The sequence below is a fragment of the Rhodococcus sp. IC4_135 genome, assembly GCF_011602025.1.
Classification (GTDB): Bacteria; Actinomycetota; Actinomycetes; order Mycobacteriales; family Mycobacteriaceae; genus Rhodococcus_F; species Rhodococcus_F baikonurensis.
The window spans coordinates 370,384-386,337 of the sequence record NZ_JAAOLG010000004.1 but is presented as its reverse complement, the minus strand read 5'-3'; the positions used below and the strand labels follow the sequence as shown (position 1 = coordinate 386,337).

General features: G+C 63.9%; 14 protein-coding genes. 9 read left to right on the top strand and 5 right to left on the bottom strand.

Annotation, left to right across the window (positions count from 1 at the left end; translation table 11 throughout):
• The first annotated feature begins 2 nt into the window (after positions 1-2).
• From G8767_RS11855 to G8767_RS11845, 3 genes are read left to right on the top strand one after another with little or no spacing between them, the layout of a single operon-like run.
• A complete protein-coding gene (locus tag G8767_RS11855) occupies positions 3-836 on the top strand; it encodes an urea amidolyase associated protein UAAP1 (RefSeq protein WP_124568668.1) in 834 nt (277 codons plus the stop codon).
• Positions 833-1,486, top strand: coding sequence for an urea amidolyase associated protein UAAP2 (locus G8767_RS11850; protein WP_124568667.1), 654 nt, complete (start codon positions 833-835; stop codon positions 1,484-1,486). The genes G8767_RS11855 and G8767_RS11850 overlap by 4 nt, the downstream gene beginning before the upstream one ends.
• A complete protein-coding gene (locus tag G8767_RS11845) occupies positions 1,483-3,465 on the top strand; it encodes a 5-oxoprolinase/urea amidolyase family protein (protein ID WP_166810238.1) in 1,983 nt (660 codons plus the stop codon). Before G8767_RS11850 ends, G8767_RS11845 begins: the two co-directional genes overlap by 4 nt.
• Positions 3,466-3,503: 38 nt before the next feature.
• On the opposite strand, the gene G8767_RS11840 is transcribed toward G8767_RS11845, so the two are convergent.
• The 4 genes from G8767_RS11840 to G8767_RS11825 are packed head-to-tail and all read right to left on the bottom strand — an operon-like array spanning position 3,504 to position 7,100.
• Positions 3,504-4,286: a Fic family protein gene (locus tag G8767_RS11840; RefSeq protein ID WP_095970244.1), complete on the bottom strand. Its 783-nt coding sequence runs from the start codon at positions 4,284-4,286 to the stop codon at positions 3,504-3,506.
• Entirely contained in the window at positions 4,283-5,716 is a 1,434-nt protein-coding gene (locus tag G8767_RS11835; protein ID WP_240952160.1) for a putative nucleotidyltransferase substrate binding domain-containing protein, read from the bottom strand. Before G8767_RS11835 ends, G8767_RS11840 begins: the two co-directional genes overlap by 4 nt.
• A gap of 49 nt (positions 5,717-5,765) precedes the next feature.
• Positions 5,766-6,665 carry a DUF5995 family protein gene (locus G8767_RS11830; protein WP_124568684.1) on the bottom strand — a complete coding sequence of 300 codons (900 nt, stop codon included), beginning with the start codon at positions 6,663-6,665 and terminating at the stop codon, positions 5,766-5,768.
• A 54-nt stretch (positions 6,666-6,719) separates the two neighbouring features.
• Entirely contained in the window at positions 6,720-7,100 is a 381-nt protein-coding gene (locus G8767_RS11825; RefSeq protein ID WP_095970242.1) for a RidA family protein, read from the bottom strand.
• 98 nt (positions 7,101-7,198) lie between these two features.
• Here G8767_RS11825 and G8767_RS11820 point away from each other — a divergent pair, with 98 nt between their 5' ends.
• The 4 genes from G8767_RS11820 to G8767_RS11805 are packed head-to-tail and all read left to right on the top strand — an operon-like array spanning position 7,199 to position 12,943.
• Complete coding sequence (locus G8767_RS11820; RefSeq protein ID WP_095970241.1) at positions 7,199-8,236, top strand: Rv2578c family radical SAM protein; 1,038 nt, start codon at positions 7,199-7,201, stop codon at positions 8,234-8,236.
• A gap of 37 nt (positions 8,237-8,273) precedes the next feature.
• Positions 8,274-9,698, top strand: a complete 1,425-nt coding sequence (locus G8767_RS11815; protein WP_166810237.1) for a 3' terminal RNA ribose 2'-O-methyltransferase Hen1 — start codon at positions 8,274-8,276, stop codon at positions 9,696-9,698.
• On the top strand, positions 9,695-12,238 hold the full coding sequence (locus tag G8767_RS11810; RefSeq protein ID WP_166810236.1) for a polynucleotide kinase-phosphatase: 2,544 nt from the start codon (positions 9,695-9,697) through the stop codon (positions 12,236-12,238). The genes G8767_RS11815 and G8767_RS11810 overlap by 4 nt, the downstream gene beginning before the upstream one ends.
• Before the next feature lie 36 nt (positions 12,239-12,274).
• Complete coding sequence (locus G8767_RS11805; protein WP_166810235.1) at positions 12,275-12,943, top strand: class I SAM-dependent methyltransferase; 669 nt, start codon at positions 12,275-12,277, stop codon at positions 12,941-12,943.
• On the opposite strand, the gene G8767_RS11800 is transcribed toward G8767_RS11805, so the two are convergent.
• The gene (locus tag G8767_RS11800) at positions 12,904-14,133 is read right to left on the bottom strand and encodes an MFS transporter (RefSeq protein WP_166810234.1); all 1,230 of its coding nucleotides are present in this window, start codon (positions 14,131-14,133) and stop codon (positions 12,904-12,906) included. The two genes, G8767_RS11805 and G8767_RS11800, sit on opposite strands and share 40 nt — an antisense overlap.
• A 70-nt stretch (positions 14,134-14,203) precedes the next feature.
• Between G8767_RS11800 and G8767_RS11795 the strand changes: the two genes are divergently transcribed.
• Complete coding sequence (locus tag G8767_RS11795; RefSeq protein WP_240952159.1) at positions 14,204-15,259, top strand: LacI family DNA-binding transcriptional regulator; 1,056 nt, start codon at positions 14,204-14,206, stop codon at positions 15,257-15,259.
• Positions 15,226-15,879 carry a hypothetical protein gene (locus tag G8767_RS11790; protein WP_166810232.1) on the top strand — a complete coding sequence of 218 codons (654 nt, stop codon included), beginning with the start codon at positions 15,226-15,228 and terminating at the stop codon, positions 15,877-15,879. The genes G8767_RS11795 and G8767_RS11790 overlap by 34 nt, the downstream gene beginning before the upstream one ends.
• Positions 15,880-15,954: the final 75 nt, after the last annotated feature.

The following is a 15,954-nucleotide window of genomic DNA, read 5'->3' as shown; positions in this document are numbered from 1 at the left end:
CCATGAGTACTCAGACCACCGCCGGAGCGCGCGAGCATGCCCGGTCCCAAGCTGGAACGATCACCGATTCCATGCCCGTATTGCCTGCAACGCATTGGCCGAACCCACCCGAGGACGTCGCTCCCGAACGTCTGACCTGGGCTGAAACCGTGCCGGGTGGGCGGTACACGACCAAGGTTCTCGCCCGTGGAACCCGATTGCGACTTCGCGACATCGCCGGCAGCGCCTGCGCAAACATCTTGCTCTATCGCGCCGACGCCCCCTGGGAGCGTCTCAACGTCGCCGATACCGTCAAGGTGCCATGGCAGGCCTATCTCGGCGTCGGACACCCGTTGCTCTCCGATCAGGGGCGAGTACTTGCGACCGTGGTCGCAGACACGTCGGGTCACCACGATGCGTTCTGCGGAACGACGTCACGTGCCACCAACGAGGCGAAGTACGGGCAGGGTTCGTTGCACAGCGCCGCACCCGCCGGACGCGAACTGTTCACCGTCGCTGCCGCGAAGAACGGACTCGGGCCGCAGGACATTGCGCCTCCGTTGTCCTTCTTCCACGGTGTCCGCGTCGAGGCGGACGGCGCTCTCACCAGTACCGGATCCGCCGGCGCAGGCGCAACGGTCGATCTTCTCATCCACCTGCCGGTCATCGTGATGATCGCCAACACCGCGCACCCACTTGATCCGGCGCTGGAGTTTCCCACCACGTCCCTCGAAGTGCTCGCGTGGAATGCGGCCGACGAACTCGGCAGCCTTGCCGGGGGCGAGCCGGAATACCAACGCGCAGTGCTCAATACCGAAGATGCCTGGACGGCTTCGAACCTGGAGGAGATCGTATGACCACCACCTTGGATGTGCCCGCCCTCGTTCCCGGAACGGTGATCCTCGACGAGATTGCCGATGCATTCGGGCCGTGGTCCGCAGTTGTCCGCGCCGGTGACGTCCTGACCGTCGTCGATCTGCACGGAAACCAAGCCGTCGACACACTCGTCTACGCCAGTGACGATCACAGTGTTCGGTACTCGGCAGCAGCGACGGTCGCAGCCCAGAAGAACCTGTTTCTGTCCGTAGGCTCCGTGCTTCGCAGTGACGACGGAACTCCACTCATGACCCTGGTCGCGGACGAGGTCGGAAACCACGACACCGTGGGCGGCGCGTGCTCACAGGAATCGAACACCCTGCGGTACGGCCACCACACCAAACATCAGCACGCGTGCGTCGAGAACTTCCTCGTCGAGGGCGCCAGATGGGGGCTCGGTAAGCGGGACCTGGTGTCCAACATCAACTTCTTCATGAACGTCCCGGTCGACCCCGACGGCACGCTCGGGATCGTCGACGGGCTTTCAGCGCCAGGCAAGCGGCTCGCGTTGCGTGCCGAACGCGACGTGCTCGTCCTCGTGTCCAACTGCCCGCAGATCAACAACCCGTGCAACGGCTTCGATCCGACTGCCGTCCGCATGATCGTCACACGGCCGGAGGCAGACGAATGAACGCAAAACTGACCATCGTGCGTCCCGGAATGTTGACGACGGTTCAGGACTATCCAGGACGCGTCGGGTACTGGCAGATCGGAGTCCCACCGTCGGGCCCGATGGACGACCTGTCGTTTCGGTTGGGAAACACCGCAGTCGGAAACCCCGAAGGTGCTCCCGGCATCGAATGCGCGATGGCCGGACCTGCGATGACGTTCGACGAGGACACCACGGTATGCGTCACGGGCGCCCCGGTGTCGGTGACGGTCGACGGCGTCGCACACGGTCAGTGGCGTCCCGTTTTCGTCCCCGCTGGAGCGGTGCTCGATGTCGGAACGGTCAGCGGCCCGGGACTGCGCACCTACGTACTCGTCCAGGGCGGAATCGAGACCGACGACTATCTCGGCAGCGCGTCGACCTTCACCCTCGGCAGGTTCGGTGGACACGAAGGGAGGACCCTGCGGGCGGGGGACGTTCTCAAACTCGGACAGGCGACCGGCGCAGCGGGAGCTGTTCCCGCCGAGCATGTTCCGGCGATATACACCTGCTGGGAACTTGCGGTGACCGAGGGCCCGCACGGGGCGCCGGAGTTCTTCACCCGCTCCGACATCGAGACGCTGTACGCGACCGAGTACGAGGTCCACTTCAACTCCGACCGCACCGGAGTCCGGTTGATCGGTCCGAAACCTGACTGGGCCAGAACCACCGGCGGCGAAGCGGGACTTCACCCTTCGAATATCCACGACAACGCGTATTCGATCGGTGCACTCGACTTCACCGGCGACACGCCCATCCTCCTCGGACCCGACGGACCGAGCCTCGGCGGCTTCGTCTGCCCGATCACGGTCGTGTCCGCTGATCGCTGGAAGCTCGGACAGTTGGCTCCCGGGAACAAGATTCGCTTCGTACCGATCCGCGCCGAACGCGCAGCCTCCCGCCGTGACCTCGGAGTATCGCGTCGAGCGTCCAATTCGGTTGTGCATTCCTCCGGCGGTGACGGCGACGACGGCGTCATAGCCCGCCGTGACGGCGACACCGCGGTCACGTACCGGCGCTCAGGCGATGACAACGTGTTGGTCGAATACGGCGACATGAACCTCGACCTGGCGCTCCGTGCGCGTGCACATGCACTGCATCAGCGACTCGAAGCCGAGAAGCCGGCCGGACTACTCGATCTCACACCGGGAATCCGCAGCCTGCAGGTTCGCGTCGACCCGGCCGTCCTGCCCGTCCGCAAGCTGATGGGAATGCTCGGCGAGGCGGAGGACACCTTGCCTGCTGCCAACGAACTCGTGGTGCCCAGTCGCACTGTGCGGATGCCACTGTCGTGGGACGACCCGGCTACGCGCGAAGCGATCCAGCGGTACATGCACGGCGTGCGTGCCGACGCGCCGTGGTGCCCGTGGAACATCGAGTTCATCCGCCGGATGAACGGTCTCGAATCCGTGAACGACGTGTTCGACACCGTCTTCGGCGCCGAATACATGGTGCTCGGACTCGGCGACGTCTACCTCGGGGCTCCGGTCGCGACGCCGCTCGACCCACGTCATCGTCTTGTCACGACCAAGTACAACCCGGCCCGCACCTGGACCCCGGAAAACGCCGTCGGGATCGGCGGGGCTTACCTCTGCATCTACGGCATGGAAGGCCCAGGTGGATACCAGTTCGTCGGACGTACGACGCAGGTGTGGAATCACCGTCATCCCGCGAAGTCCGGGCCGTTCGAGGAGGGCACTCCGTGGTTGCTGCGATTCTTCGACCGGATCTCCTGGTACCCCGTCGAGCCGGACGAGTTGATGGATCTGCGCGCGGACACCGCCGCCGGCCGCGGCGGGGGCGTCGAGATCGAGGACGGCAGCTTCTCGCTGGCCGAGCATCAAGAGTTCCTCGCGTCGAACTCGCGCTCGATCGAGGAGTTCCGCGCGATGCAGTCCGTCGCATTCGGGGCCGAGCGTCAACGCTGGTCCGATGCAGGGGAGTTCGCGCTGCCCGGTTGATGGTCGATCCCAGCGCGGACCACCGGCAGTCGTGTGCGTCAGCGAGTCAGAGCGCGATTGAACAGATCGATGAACGGGCGAGGCGACGGGGTTCCGGTGGGCCGGAAAGGCGCAGAGTCCCTCGACGCCGATACCCACTCGATTCTGCTCACCCGCGACAAGTCGAGCTGATGCCGGGTGTCGGCGGAGAGTCGGTGCAGGAAGAGGGTTCCGGTTCGCCCGTTTCCTTCCCGAAACGGGTGGGCATGATTGAGCGTCGAGTACACCGATGCGAGCGCGAACGACGCAGCGCCGTGATCGAGCGCTACCCAATCGACGGCGGCGATGATCTCTTCCACCTCGGACAGATAGTTCCGAATCGCCGAGACCGGCGCAAACGTCGCCGCACCTTTCCTGATGTCGACCGTTCTGATGTGGCCGGCCCACTGATACAGGTCTTGGAAAACGTGCTGGTGAAGCAGGAGTAGTTCGGCTGTGTCTCGCGTGTGCGGTACGAGGTCGCTGCCGAGGTGCGCCTCACCCAGGCGGAGCGCGGTCGCCGCGAACTCGAGTGATTGCAGGGCAGCGGGATCCCGCACGTCGAAGTTGTTCTCGAGTACCGACGTACCGCGATAGACGTACGGCGCTGATCTTCGCCAGCGGATCCGCGGGGGAATCGGTGACGACAGGCCGACAGCCCGCGCCAATTCCTGCTCGAAATATTCACGCCGAGAGAGTGTTCCGACGAGGACGGCTTCGAGTTCCGCGATCTGCTCATCGCTCGGATCCCAGCCTTCGAGGCGCTCCGCCGCCAGAACCTGTTCGAGCGCAGTGCGATTCACGGGTCGATGTCGGGTAGCGCCGACGCGGACGCGGCATATTCGAGTCGTCGTTGCACACCCGCGACTTCGCGCACCGCATTGCTCAGCAAGCTACGCGAGAGGGGAGTGAGTTCGGCGATCACGACTTCGTCGGTCGGGGGCCTACCCGCGGAGAATTGATCGGTCTGGTGGCGGACACGAATCTGCTGCAGCACCTCGAAAGATTCGATCAGTACCTGGGCGTCGTCGTCGAGTAGGAAACCACTTCCCGCTGCGGCTTTGAGGCGTTCGAGGGTCGAACTCGTGCGGGCGCCCACGGAAATCCCCGCCCATCGAGCGATGTTCACGATCGGTTGGACGGCGCTGGCTTTGAGGTCGACGGTTCCGGTCCGACGCGTCATCACGTCCTTGAACGAATGGAGCTTTGCCTTGTCGCCGACCGCTTCGCGAAGGAGCAGGCGCATCACTGCCGGGTGCAGTCGCAGTTGATCCAACGCCGCAGGACGAGGATCCAACGCAGGATCGCCCGCGACGACGCGGGCATCCGCGAGCATCGACAACATGACCAGGGCTTGGTCCTGATACGGATTGGACACCCATTTCCGCAGCGCAGTGCGCCATTGTGGGAGCGTCCGCGCAAACCTGGCCTGGGTCGCGACGGCGTTCTTGGTGTCGCGGGGGAACCCGCAGAGATCGAGGATGTCGTGGATGGTCTTCGCGGCGTCGGCTCCCTCGTGATGAGATTCGCCGCCCCACACCAGCGCGCTGTCGATATCCGAAGAGGGGAGCGCTTCACGTCTGGCGACGCTGCCGAGCGACAGCCACGCGAAATCCGGTCGCTCGTCTCCGCCCACGACCAATTCGATGGCTCGCCTGACCGTCACGTCGATCAGCACCGCCAGCGTCGCACCGATGTCGAGCGGTGAGACCCGTGACGCCACCAATTCCGCCACCAGAACAGGGACCGCGCGGGCTGTTTCGACGAGGTGGGAGTCGTCCTGTGCCGTGGCGAGCGCTGCGCGCAGTTCGAAACCCTGATTGGTGGCCGAAGTCAGGAGGTCGCTGAGTTCGAGCACACCCATCAGTGCGCCCGCCTCGGTCACGACCGGCAGATGGCGCAATCCGTACTCGAGCATGTCGGTCACGGCGTCGGCGCCCAGTCGATCCGGATCGACTGTCACTGCTGACGGCGTCATCACCGTTGATACCGGCTGGTTGCTGTCGATACCACCGACTACCACGCGAGCACGTAGGTCACCTTCGGTGAAGATTCCGAAACCGGTTGTCTCCGTCGGGATCACAACAGCGCGGCGGCCCGCATCGGTCATCAACTTGGCGGCATCGCGGATGGTTGCCCGGCCGTCGCAGACAATTGCGGGCCCGCGCAACAGGTCTCGCACCCGGCGCATGGCGGGACTCTGCATGCCTTGCCCCGCCGAGTGCCCCGTCATGGGGTCATTGTCGCAGGTGTGTCCGTTTCAGGGAGCGGAGGGGGAGATGTCAGAGACCACCGAGTCGCGAGAGTACGTCGAGAGCGGAATCTGTAGTACGCCAGAGCGCGTCGATCTCCTGTTCTGCGCCGGGACGTGTCTGCGGATTCTGGAGGGCGAATCCGTTGGCCAGTGTGATGGTGTTGTATCCGCTGTCGGCGGCGCGGAGCAGTAGTTCCGAGGGCTGCGAGTTTCCGGCCAATCGGTCGAGTCCTTCGCCGACGAAGTAGAACCGCCAGAGCGGCCCCAGATCGGCGTCGTACTCGGCCTTGGTGAGGGTCACGATCGAACCACCCTTGACGGCAATGGAATCGACGATCTTGTAGAAATCGGGGACATCCTCCGCAGTGGTTCCGGATGTGGCGACGGCGTGAGCGAGATCGACGGTGAGATGGGCGTTGTAGCCGGCCATGGCGACTCGTGCCGGACTGGCGTCGCACTGACGGGTCAGGGTGAAGTAGTTGCTCCACGCCGGATCGGTGGGAGTGCCGGTGAACTCCGCATGGACGTTCACCAGGTACCTGCGCAGCAATTCGTAGCTGACCGAATGGGCCCACTCGTCATCGTCGAAGGCCGCAGGGTCTCGCTGCAGCGGCATCACCGCCTCGTGCTCCACAGCGTCGAGGCCGACGGAGAACAAGCCTCGCCAATCATGGTGTGAGACGAGGATCGACGTGATCTCCCGATGACGTTCGACAGCGGTCTCGAGACGCGGTAGTCCAGCGCCGGTCAGCGTCGTGACGTCACTGAGTTCGGCAACCCGATCCACCTCGGCATTGCTCAGCGGGCTGCCACAGGCCGTCGAAAGACTCTCGCCCGGATCTGCGAGTGCAGAGCCGGGCGAGAGGAAGGTGGACGCGAGGAAAGTGACGGTGATGCCGAGCGCGAGCGTCAACGGATACAGCCGCATCGGTGTCATCGGCTCAGACTAGGCGCCCACTTCCGCAAATGTCCGGATTGGCGATCAGCTGATAACCGCGTCGGCCTCGATCTCGATGAGCAGAGCGGGGTCGATCAGCGAGCTGACCTCGAGGATCGTGGTGGCGGGACGAATTTCGCCGAACACTTCGCCGTGGGCGAGAGCGGCCTGCTCCCACTGCGTCATGTCGCGAAGGTACATGCGAGTGCGGATGACGTCGCCGAGGGTGGCGCCTGCCTCGGCCAGTGCTGCCTTGATGGTTTCGAGCGCTGCGCGGGTCTGATCGGTGAGGGTCTCACCAGGAGCGGTGGTGCCGGAGACTGCGATCTGGTTACCGATGCGCACGGCGCGGGAGTAACCGATCTTCGGTTCCCATTCGGAACCGGACGAAATGTTGATTCTGTTCGGCGTGCTTGTGTTCGACATGCGAGGAATTGTGCCAACAACTCACCGGCCGTGGTGAGGCACGGTCGGCTATTCGCTTCATCTTGACATAGCTTAGAACAAGTGTTCGACTTGGGGCCATGAGGTGGTCGGGTCAGGCATTGGATGCAGATGACGGAGCGCTACCCGGACTCGAACGGGCCGGGTTGGTGCGCTCCGTGCAGACTCCCGAGTTCGAGGGAATCACGTTTCACGAGGTGCTCTGCAAGAGCGCGCTCAACAAGATGCCCGAAGAGTCGACGTTGCCGTTCAGCTTCACCGTCAACGCTTTTCGTGGTTGCTCGCACGCATGCCGATATTGCTTCGCGAGACCGAGTCACGAGTATCTCGACCTCGACGCCGGCGCGGATTTCGACTCCCAAGTGGTCGTGAAGACGAACATCGCCGCGGTGCTCCGTAAGGAGTTGGCGCGAAAGTCCTGGAAACGGGAGGCGGTGGCACTGGGCACCAACACAGATCCCTATCAGCGAGCCGAGGGCCGATACCGCTTGATGCCCGGCATCATTCGCGCGTTGACCGAATCGGGAACTCCCTTCTCGATCTTGACGAAGGGAACTCTGCTCCGACGGGATCTGCCGCTGTTGAAAATGGCGGCGGCGCAGGTCGACGTCGGAATCGGAGTGTCGTTGGCGATCAACGACGCAGCCCTTCAGAAGCAGATCGAGCCTGGTACCCCGTCGCCGCGGGCGCGTCTCGAGATGATCCGCGCCATCACCGATGCCGGATTCTCGTGCAATGTCATGGTGGCGCCGGTCATTCCGTTCCTCACCGATTCCACCAGTCACCTCGACGGTCTGTTCGAGGCACTGTCGGAGGCAGGCGCGAGCAGCGTGACGGTCTTTCCGATGCACCTGCGCGGGAGTACTCGGGGTTGGTTCATGAATTGGCTTGCTCAGGAACACCCGGCGCTCATCCGTCGCTACCGCGAGCTGTACGGGCGGGGTGCGTATGTCACGCCCGAGTACAAGCGCTGGCTTGCAAGCCGTGTCGAGCCACTGGTCGAGCGTCATGGGTTGGGTGGTCGCTCGGAGCATCGAGACGTCAGTGCAGCCGGCATCGAATCGCGCGAGGCGCCTCGGGAACTGGTGGGTGCGGGAGCAGCTCTCACCTTGTTCTGACGGCCGTGGGCGCGTAAATCGGAGGCGCCCCGGACGTTTGCCGGGCTACATTCGCCTGGTGCTACTCACACTGACGTCCACCCCGACCTCGCAGACTCCTGATGCGACCGCGTTGAGCTACCTGCTGCACAAACATCCCGACCGCGTGCAAAGCTTCGACTTGGCGATCGGCACCGCCACGATTCTGTACCCGGAGTCCTCGGCCGAGAAGACAACTGTGGCAGTGATTGTGGACGTCGACCCCATCGAACTTGTGCAGAGTAGGTATCGACGCGGCAAGAGTGGCGACAACTTTTCGCTGGGGGAGTACGTCAACGATCGGCCGTATGCGGCGTCGTCCATCCTCTCGGTTGCCCTGTCGAAGCTGTTTCGCACCGCGTTGACGGGAACGTGCAAGTCGCACCCGGAACTCGTCGGAGCCGAACTAGCGTTGACCGTCTCGATTCCGGTGGTTCCGTGTGGCAGCGATGCGGAATTGCCTCGTCGGCTGTTCGAGCCGTTGGGCTGGGATGTAACCGCGATACCGGTGCAGCTTGATCCGCACCTGCCGACGTGGGGAAACTCCGACTTCGTGTCGCTGACGCTCACCGGGGAACACACGGTGCAGAGCGCCCTGCGGCACCTCTACGTGCTGTTGCCGGTCCTCGACGACGTGAAGCACTACTGGGTGGGACCCGACGAGGCAGGCAAATTGATCCGCGTCGCTGGAGAGTGGTTGGCGTCGCATCCGGATTCCGCGCTGATCATGTCCCGCTACCTGGCTCGTCGACGCGACCTGGTCGAATCGGTGGTCGATCGACTGATTCCCGAACAAGCCGAGGCGCAGATCGAAGTACCGCGACCGGATCCGCCGCTGGCGAGGCTTCGCATCGACGCAGTGTCGGCGACACTTCAGCGACTGCCCGTGCGAACGATCGTCGACATCGGTTGCGGCGAAGGGAAACTGATCGAGGCACTGATGCCGCACGCTCGATTCGACAAACTTGTCGGGGTCGACGTGAGCGCGCGCGAACTGACGCGTGCGCAGCGGAGATTGAAGTTCACCGAAATGTCCGACGTCCAGCGTGAACGGGTGTCTTTGATGCAGTCGTCGGCGACTTACCGCGATGCACGGATGAAAGGCTTCGACGCAGCCGTGCTCATGGAAGTGATCGAGCACGTCGATGCTGCGCGGTTGCCTGCCCTGGTCAGATCGGTCTTCGTGGACGCAGCACCTCAGTACGTGCTGATGACAACTCCGAATGCCGACTACAACGTGCTGTATCCGGCGTTGGCGGAGGGAGAGTTCAGGCACCCGGACCACAGGTTCGAGTTCTCCCGAACCCAATTCGGCGACTGGGCAACCGAAACGGCCCGAGCCCACGGGTATTCCGTGGAGTTCGAATTCGTCGGAGCCATCGATCCGGCCCTCGGCGGGCCGACGCAGATGGCGATCTTCACGAAGGAGGCACGAACGTCATGACGGTGTACGAGATTCCAGACCTCGCTCTTGTAGTACTCATCGGTGTCAGCGGCTCGGGAAAGTCGACCTTCGCGGCGCGTCACTTCGGTGACTTCGAAACTCTCTCGAGTGACACCTTCCGCGGGTGGGTCAGTGACGATCCGAACTCACAGGAATCGACGTCCGACGCGTTCGAAGTGCTGGAGTTCGTCGCAGCCAAGCGTCTGCGACGCGGACGTCTCACGGTTGTCGACGCGACCAACGTCCAGCCCGCTGCGCGCAAGCGGCTCGTTGCGTTGGCACGCGAGCACGACATACTGCCGGTGGCAGTCGTGCTCGATGTTCCGGAATCGGTGTGTTCGGCACGAAACGACGCTCGCTCTGATCGGACGTTCGGACGCGACGTCATTCGCCGCCAGCACCAACAGTTGACTCGCTCGCTCCGAGGTTTGGGTAAGGAAGGTTTCCGTTCGGTTCACATCCTCAGAGGTGAGGACGAGGTTTCCGAAGCCACATTCTCGCGCCACCCGCTGCGCAGCGATCTGCGTGTCGAGCATGGCCCGTTCGACGTCATCGGCGACATCCACGGATGTCGAAGTGAGCTCGAGTCGCTCCTCGTGAAACTCGGCTACACCCTCGACTACGGGACGGATGGCCGCGCTGTCGATGCCGTGCCGCCGGACGGGCGAACTGCCGTCTTCCTCGGGGACTACGTGGATCGGGGACCGGACTCGGTCGGTGTGCTGCGTCTGGTCATGGGGATGGTCGCGGCGGGTCATGCGATAGCAGTTCCGGGTAACCACGAAAACAAACTCGTCAAAGCGCTTCGGGGTAAGAAGGTCACGGCCAGTCACGGACTGGCCGAGACGCTCGAGCAGCTTGCCGCCGAGTCGGCGGAGTTCCGCGAAAGCGTCGTCGACTTCTGCGACGGCCTCGTGGCGCACCTCGTCCTGGACGACGGCAAACTCGTCGTCGCACACGCCGGTCTCAAGGAGGACTACCACAACAGGGCGTCCGGCCGGGTGCGAAGCTTTGCGCTCTACGGTGAAACCACCGGTGAGACTGACGAATTCGGCTTGCCTGTTCGATACCCGTGGGCGCAGGACTACCGAGGATCAGCCATGGTCCTCTACGGTCACACGCCGGTGCTCGAGGTGGAATGGATCAACAACACCGCGTGCCTCGATACCGGGTGCGTCTTCGGTGGATCCCTCACCGCTCTTCGATACCCGGAACGAGAGATCGTGTCGGTTCCGGCGGAGCGGGTTTGGTACGAGCCGGTGGTGCCGCTGGCTGCGCCGACTCGCGATCCGGATGTGCTCGATCTCGCCGACGTCCTCGAAACGACCGGCGTCGACACCGAACTGCGCGGGCGAGTGTCCGTTCGCACCGACAACGCCGCCGGCGCCTTGGAAGTGATGAGCCGATTCGCGGTCGCCCCGCAATGGCTGCGGTACCTACCGCCGACCATGGCGCCCTGCGCGACGGCCCAATCCGACGACTATCTGGAACACCCGTCGACCGCGTTCGACGCATACCGGGCCGGCGGAATCGGAACAGTGATCTGCGAAGAGAAGCACATGGGTTCGCGGGCAGTGGTGCTCGTGTGCCGTGATCGATCGGTTGCTCAGTCCCGCTTCGACGCACCGGATTCGCTCACCGGGATGGTGCACACCCGCACCGGCCGTCAGTTCTTCGGCGACGGCCTGACTCAGCAGTTGATCGACGACATCGCCGCCGCAGCCACAGCAGCGGGGTTGTGGGAAGAGTTGGGCACCGACTGGCTGCTCCTCGACTGCGAACTGTTGCCGTGGAACGTCAAAGCGGAGGGTCTGCTGCGCTCGCAGTACGCGTCGGTCGCGGCGGCAGGGCGATCAGACCTCGCCGCTCGCGAGGCCGTGTTGGCGCAGGCAGGTTCGCGGGGCCTGGACGTGGCGGAAATGTTCGAACAGACAACTGTTCGGGCTGCCAGTATCGACCGCTTCGGTGAGGCCTACCGACGGTATGTGTGGCCGACGAACGGACTGGACGGCGTCACCATCGCGCCCTTCCAGATTCTTGCGACCGAGGGCCAGTCGTACGGGGAACGGGATCACGAATGGCACCTCGGTATTTCGGACCGCCTGGCCGCGGCCGACCCGAATCGATTTACCACCACGCGTCGACTGGTGGTCGATCTCGGTTCCGAGGACTCGGTGTCCGAAGCGACGAAGTGGTGGGAGTCGCTGACCGCTGACGGTGGTGAGGGGATGGTCGTCAAACCTCTGGCGAATCAGATCCACGGACCGCGGGGTTACAACGCGAAGGTACAACCGGGCATCAAGGTTCGCGGCCGGGAGTACCTGCGATTGATCTACGGTGCCGACTACCTCGAACCGTCGACGCTTGCTCGGCTACGCAATCGCAACCTCGGGCACAAGCAGTCGATGGCGCTGCGCGAGTACGCGCTCGGCATGGAGGCAGTCTCCAGGCTCGTCGACCGTGAACCTTTGTGGCGAGCGCACCAGGCCGTGTTCGCGGTGTTGGCTCTAGAATCGGAGCCGGTCGACCCGCGGTTGTGACGGCCGGTGCCGGGGCTCGGATTGATACCGTCGGGTATGGGTGTGATCGCTCGCTTGGACGGTTTCAACCGACGCCATCCCTGGAGTCACAACGATCACTACGGCCGATGGATTCTACGTAATCTGCGCGGGGTCAGGTCCGCTCGTGCTCTCGACGTGGGGTGCGGGACGGGCAATTTGATCGAACTCTTGCGTCGGCGATTCGACGTGGTGGTCGGTGTGGAACCCGACCCCACGACCTCGGCCGCCGTGCGCGCAAGGTTTGTCCACGACGAGAACGTGATCATCGACGCACGGCGGATCGAGGACTTTGCATCCGAGGCGAAGTACGACGCGATCACGGTCGTCGCGGCGCTGCACCATCTTCCACTCGACGAATCGATGAAGCGGCTGCGCGGCCTGCTCGAACCGAGCGGCCGGCTCGTCGTGGTCGGGTGTTATCGATCGACCACAGCCACCGACGGGCTCCTGTCGGTGTTGGCGACCGTCTGCAATCCCGTCGTCGGCGTCGTCAAGCATCGACGGGTTGCCTCCGAGTCGCTGAAGGCGATGACGGCTCCCACCGCTGACCCGGGTGAGTCGATGGCTGACGTTCGGCGCGCGGCCGCGTCGTGTTTGCCAGGGAGCAGGATCAGGAGACGACTGTTCTGGCGATACACCCTGATCTACGACGCGATGCCCGCGGGCGCGTCGGTGGGGGAGTGAGTAGACCGTTCCGGTTCCTGGGGAAACGCGCGTCGCCCGAACCCGACTATCACCAAGGAACCGATCATCAGGGCGACCCCGATGCCCGCCAGATGTGAGAGCCCACCACTGTCTACGACGGCCGCACCGAGCAGAGCGCCTGTTGCAATCGCGATCTGGAACACGACGACGTAGATGGCGGAGGCACGGTCGGTCCCGATCGGGACGGCGCGCAGAACCGAGGACTGGAGGCAGATCGGAACGGTGGTGAACGCCGCGCCCCACAAGATCGTGGCGACGACGGCGAACGCTCCCATCGACGGCGCCAGGAGCCAGAAAATGGCCAGCGCGCCGGCCACCGTCGCGATCGAGATGAGCGTGAAGAGGCGCGGTCTGCGGTCGTAGTACTTGCCCGCGACCCACACTCCGACGGCGCCCGCTGCGCCGTACACCAGAAGCATCGCGGTACGGATGCCACCGGACGAGCCGAGGCTTTCCTCCACGAGAAGCGTGAAGAACGTGTACGACGCAAACTGTCCCAGGGCGGCGAACAGCGTTGCCGCGCAGATGACGGCGAGTGCCCGTCTCATCTCCGGTGTCGGCTTCGGTTTGTCTCGCTTGTTCCGATGGCGCTGGTCGACCGGCATCTCAGGCAGCGCACGATGCAGCGAGAATGCGATGATCACCGCCACCACACCGATTGCCGCCGACGCAGTTCGCCAACCCCAGGATTGGCCGATCGCCGAGGAAAGTGGACCCCCGAGAACAAAAGCGAGAGACGTTCCGGCATACACCATCGCGATTGCCTTGCCCTGTTGTCCGCGCGGAACCAGGGTGGCTGCGACCGGGGCAACGACAGCCCAGAACACTCCGTGCGTCGCAGCGCAGAGCAATCGTCCGATCACCAGCATCGGATAGTTGACGGCGCACGCTGCGACCAGTTGCGACACCGCGAGGGTGGCCACCGTCAGAACGACGACGCGTCGGCGCGGCCAGGTTTTGACCGCTCCGATCAGCGGAAGAGTCAAGGCCGCGACACCGTATGCGTAGAAGGTCAGCAATAGGCCGACACGCCCTTCGGTGACGTCGAGGTCCGTCGATATTTCGCTGAGCAGTCCGACGGGGAGCATTTCGGCCGTCACGTAGGCGAAGGCTGCTCCGGCCAGGGTCATCAGCCGGAGCGTGGTTGCCTTGGGCAGTCGAGCGGTCATGTTGTGTAACGATACATGTATCGATACACACCTGCGCAATCGATATTTTGCACTCGCTATGCTGATGCTCATGGCCACACGTGCGCAGCGTTCGAGTCGACCGACGATGGCCGACGTCGCCAAGGCCGCAGGGGTGTCGGTGATGTCGGTGTCGTACTCCTTCGCACAGCCCGAGCGCGTGTCGGAATCAACGCGGGCCAAGGTGTTCGCGGCTGCTGAAGAACTCGAGTACGCGGGCCCCAACCGGGCGGCGCAGTCCTTGCGAAGCGGGAAATTCAACAACATTGCGGTCGTCTTCAGCGAGAAGCTGACTTACGCCTTCGAAGACGCAGTAGCCCGGCGGTTTCTCTCGGGAGTGGCCGAAGCGTGCCTGGATGCGAACGCCGGGTTGATGATGCTGCCGAACTCGGGGAAACCTGGAGACGTCGACAGAGTTCGCGACGCAGCAGTAGACGGCTTTGTCGTCTGGACCACCGTCTTCGACGATCCCATCCTCGAAGCGATCGTCGGCACCGGAAAACCCGCATGCATCCAGGGTGGGCCCCTGCACGAGGGTGTGGATCTCGTCGGGATGGACGATGTTGCCGGCGCCGTTGCGATCGCGGCGGTCGGGTTGTCGGAGGCGCAGCGGCCTGTGGTGATCAGCCTTCCGTGGGATCGTGAGCGTCGGTCCGAGATTCGGATGGACGTGGATCCAGGTGAAGCGTTGTTTCCGGTGTCCCGCCATCGGCTCGAGGGCTACGAACGCGGCGTCCGCAACGCCGGCCTCGAGTGGTCCTCGGTGCGGGTGGGGGTCGTCACCGTCAACGAGCGGAGCGAAGGGTCTCGGATGGCTCGGTCCTTGCTCGACGTTCCGGTGAGCCGAAGGCCCGATGTCATCCTGGCGATGAGCGACGAACTTGCTCTGGGGGCTCTGGACGCGATCCGTGAACTCGGCCTCGCGCTGCCCGACGATGTCGCAGTCGTCGGATGGGACGACACAACAGCTGCATCGGACGCCGGCTTGACCACAGTTCGCCAGTCCCTCTTCGATCAGGGACGTAACGCAGCTCGCGTGGTTCTCGGGCTGGACGATGCGGTCGAGTCGGTCGAATGGTCGGTGCGTCGGCGAACTTCGACACGATGATCACGCCGGTAGTGGTCGACGCTCTGCGTCTTAGGTGGTTTGTTCCTCCCGAAGTGGGGGAGACCGTCCGGTGGGGACTCTCGTGGAATGTCGACAGCCCGCGCAGATGGGCGGTCGCCGAGCCGGCGTGGGTCTCGACGGCGGAAGTGCGCACGAGTTCGAAACCGTTGAAGTGGAGGTTGCCTCGCGACGGCTCCGACATACGGGAACCGGTCCAGCCGGCAATCGGTCGCGACGGTGCGCTGCAATTCATGTTCGACGCCGAATCACCGGTGCCGTCCCGGATCGATGCCGCGGGCGCTTTGCAACTATGTGCCGGAACTCCTCGTGACGGTACAAACGCCCGTCAGGAGTGGACCGATTTCGACGAGAATGCCTCCACCACCGGAGTGGTTCGCCGTCTTCGGCTCATGTCGTTGGAGTCCGACATGCTGCCCGACCCGAAGCTTCCGCACGGCCCGAGCTGGGGTTGGGCTACGAGGCAATTCGTGCCCGGGTCCGAGCGGTTCTACGAGTTGGCCCGTGCGCCTCGCGCGTTGCGCTCGTATCAGCTGACCGATCGTGAATGGGGGCCGCGGCGCGAGGACTTCTTGCTAGTCGACCTCGAGACGGCTTCTTGATCGCTGGACCTGGCACCGTTTTCATCCAGTGAGCACAGGCTCCAGCTGACCGGAAACAGTCTCTGCTCGATGAAA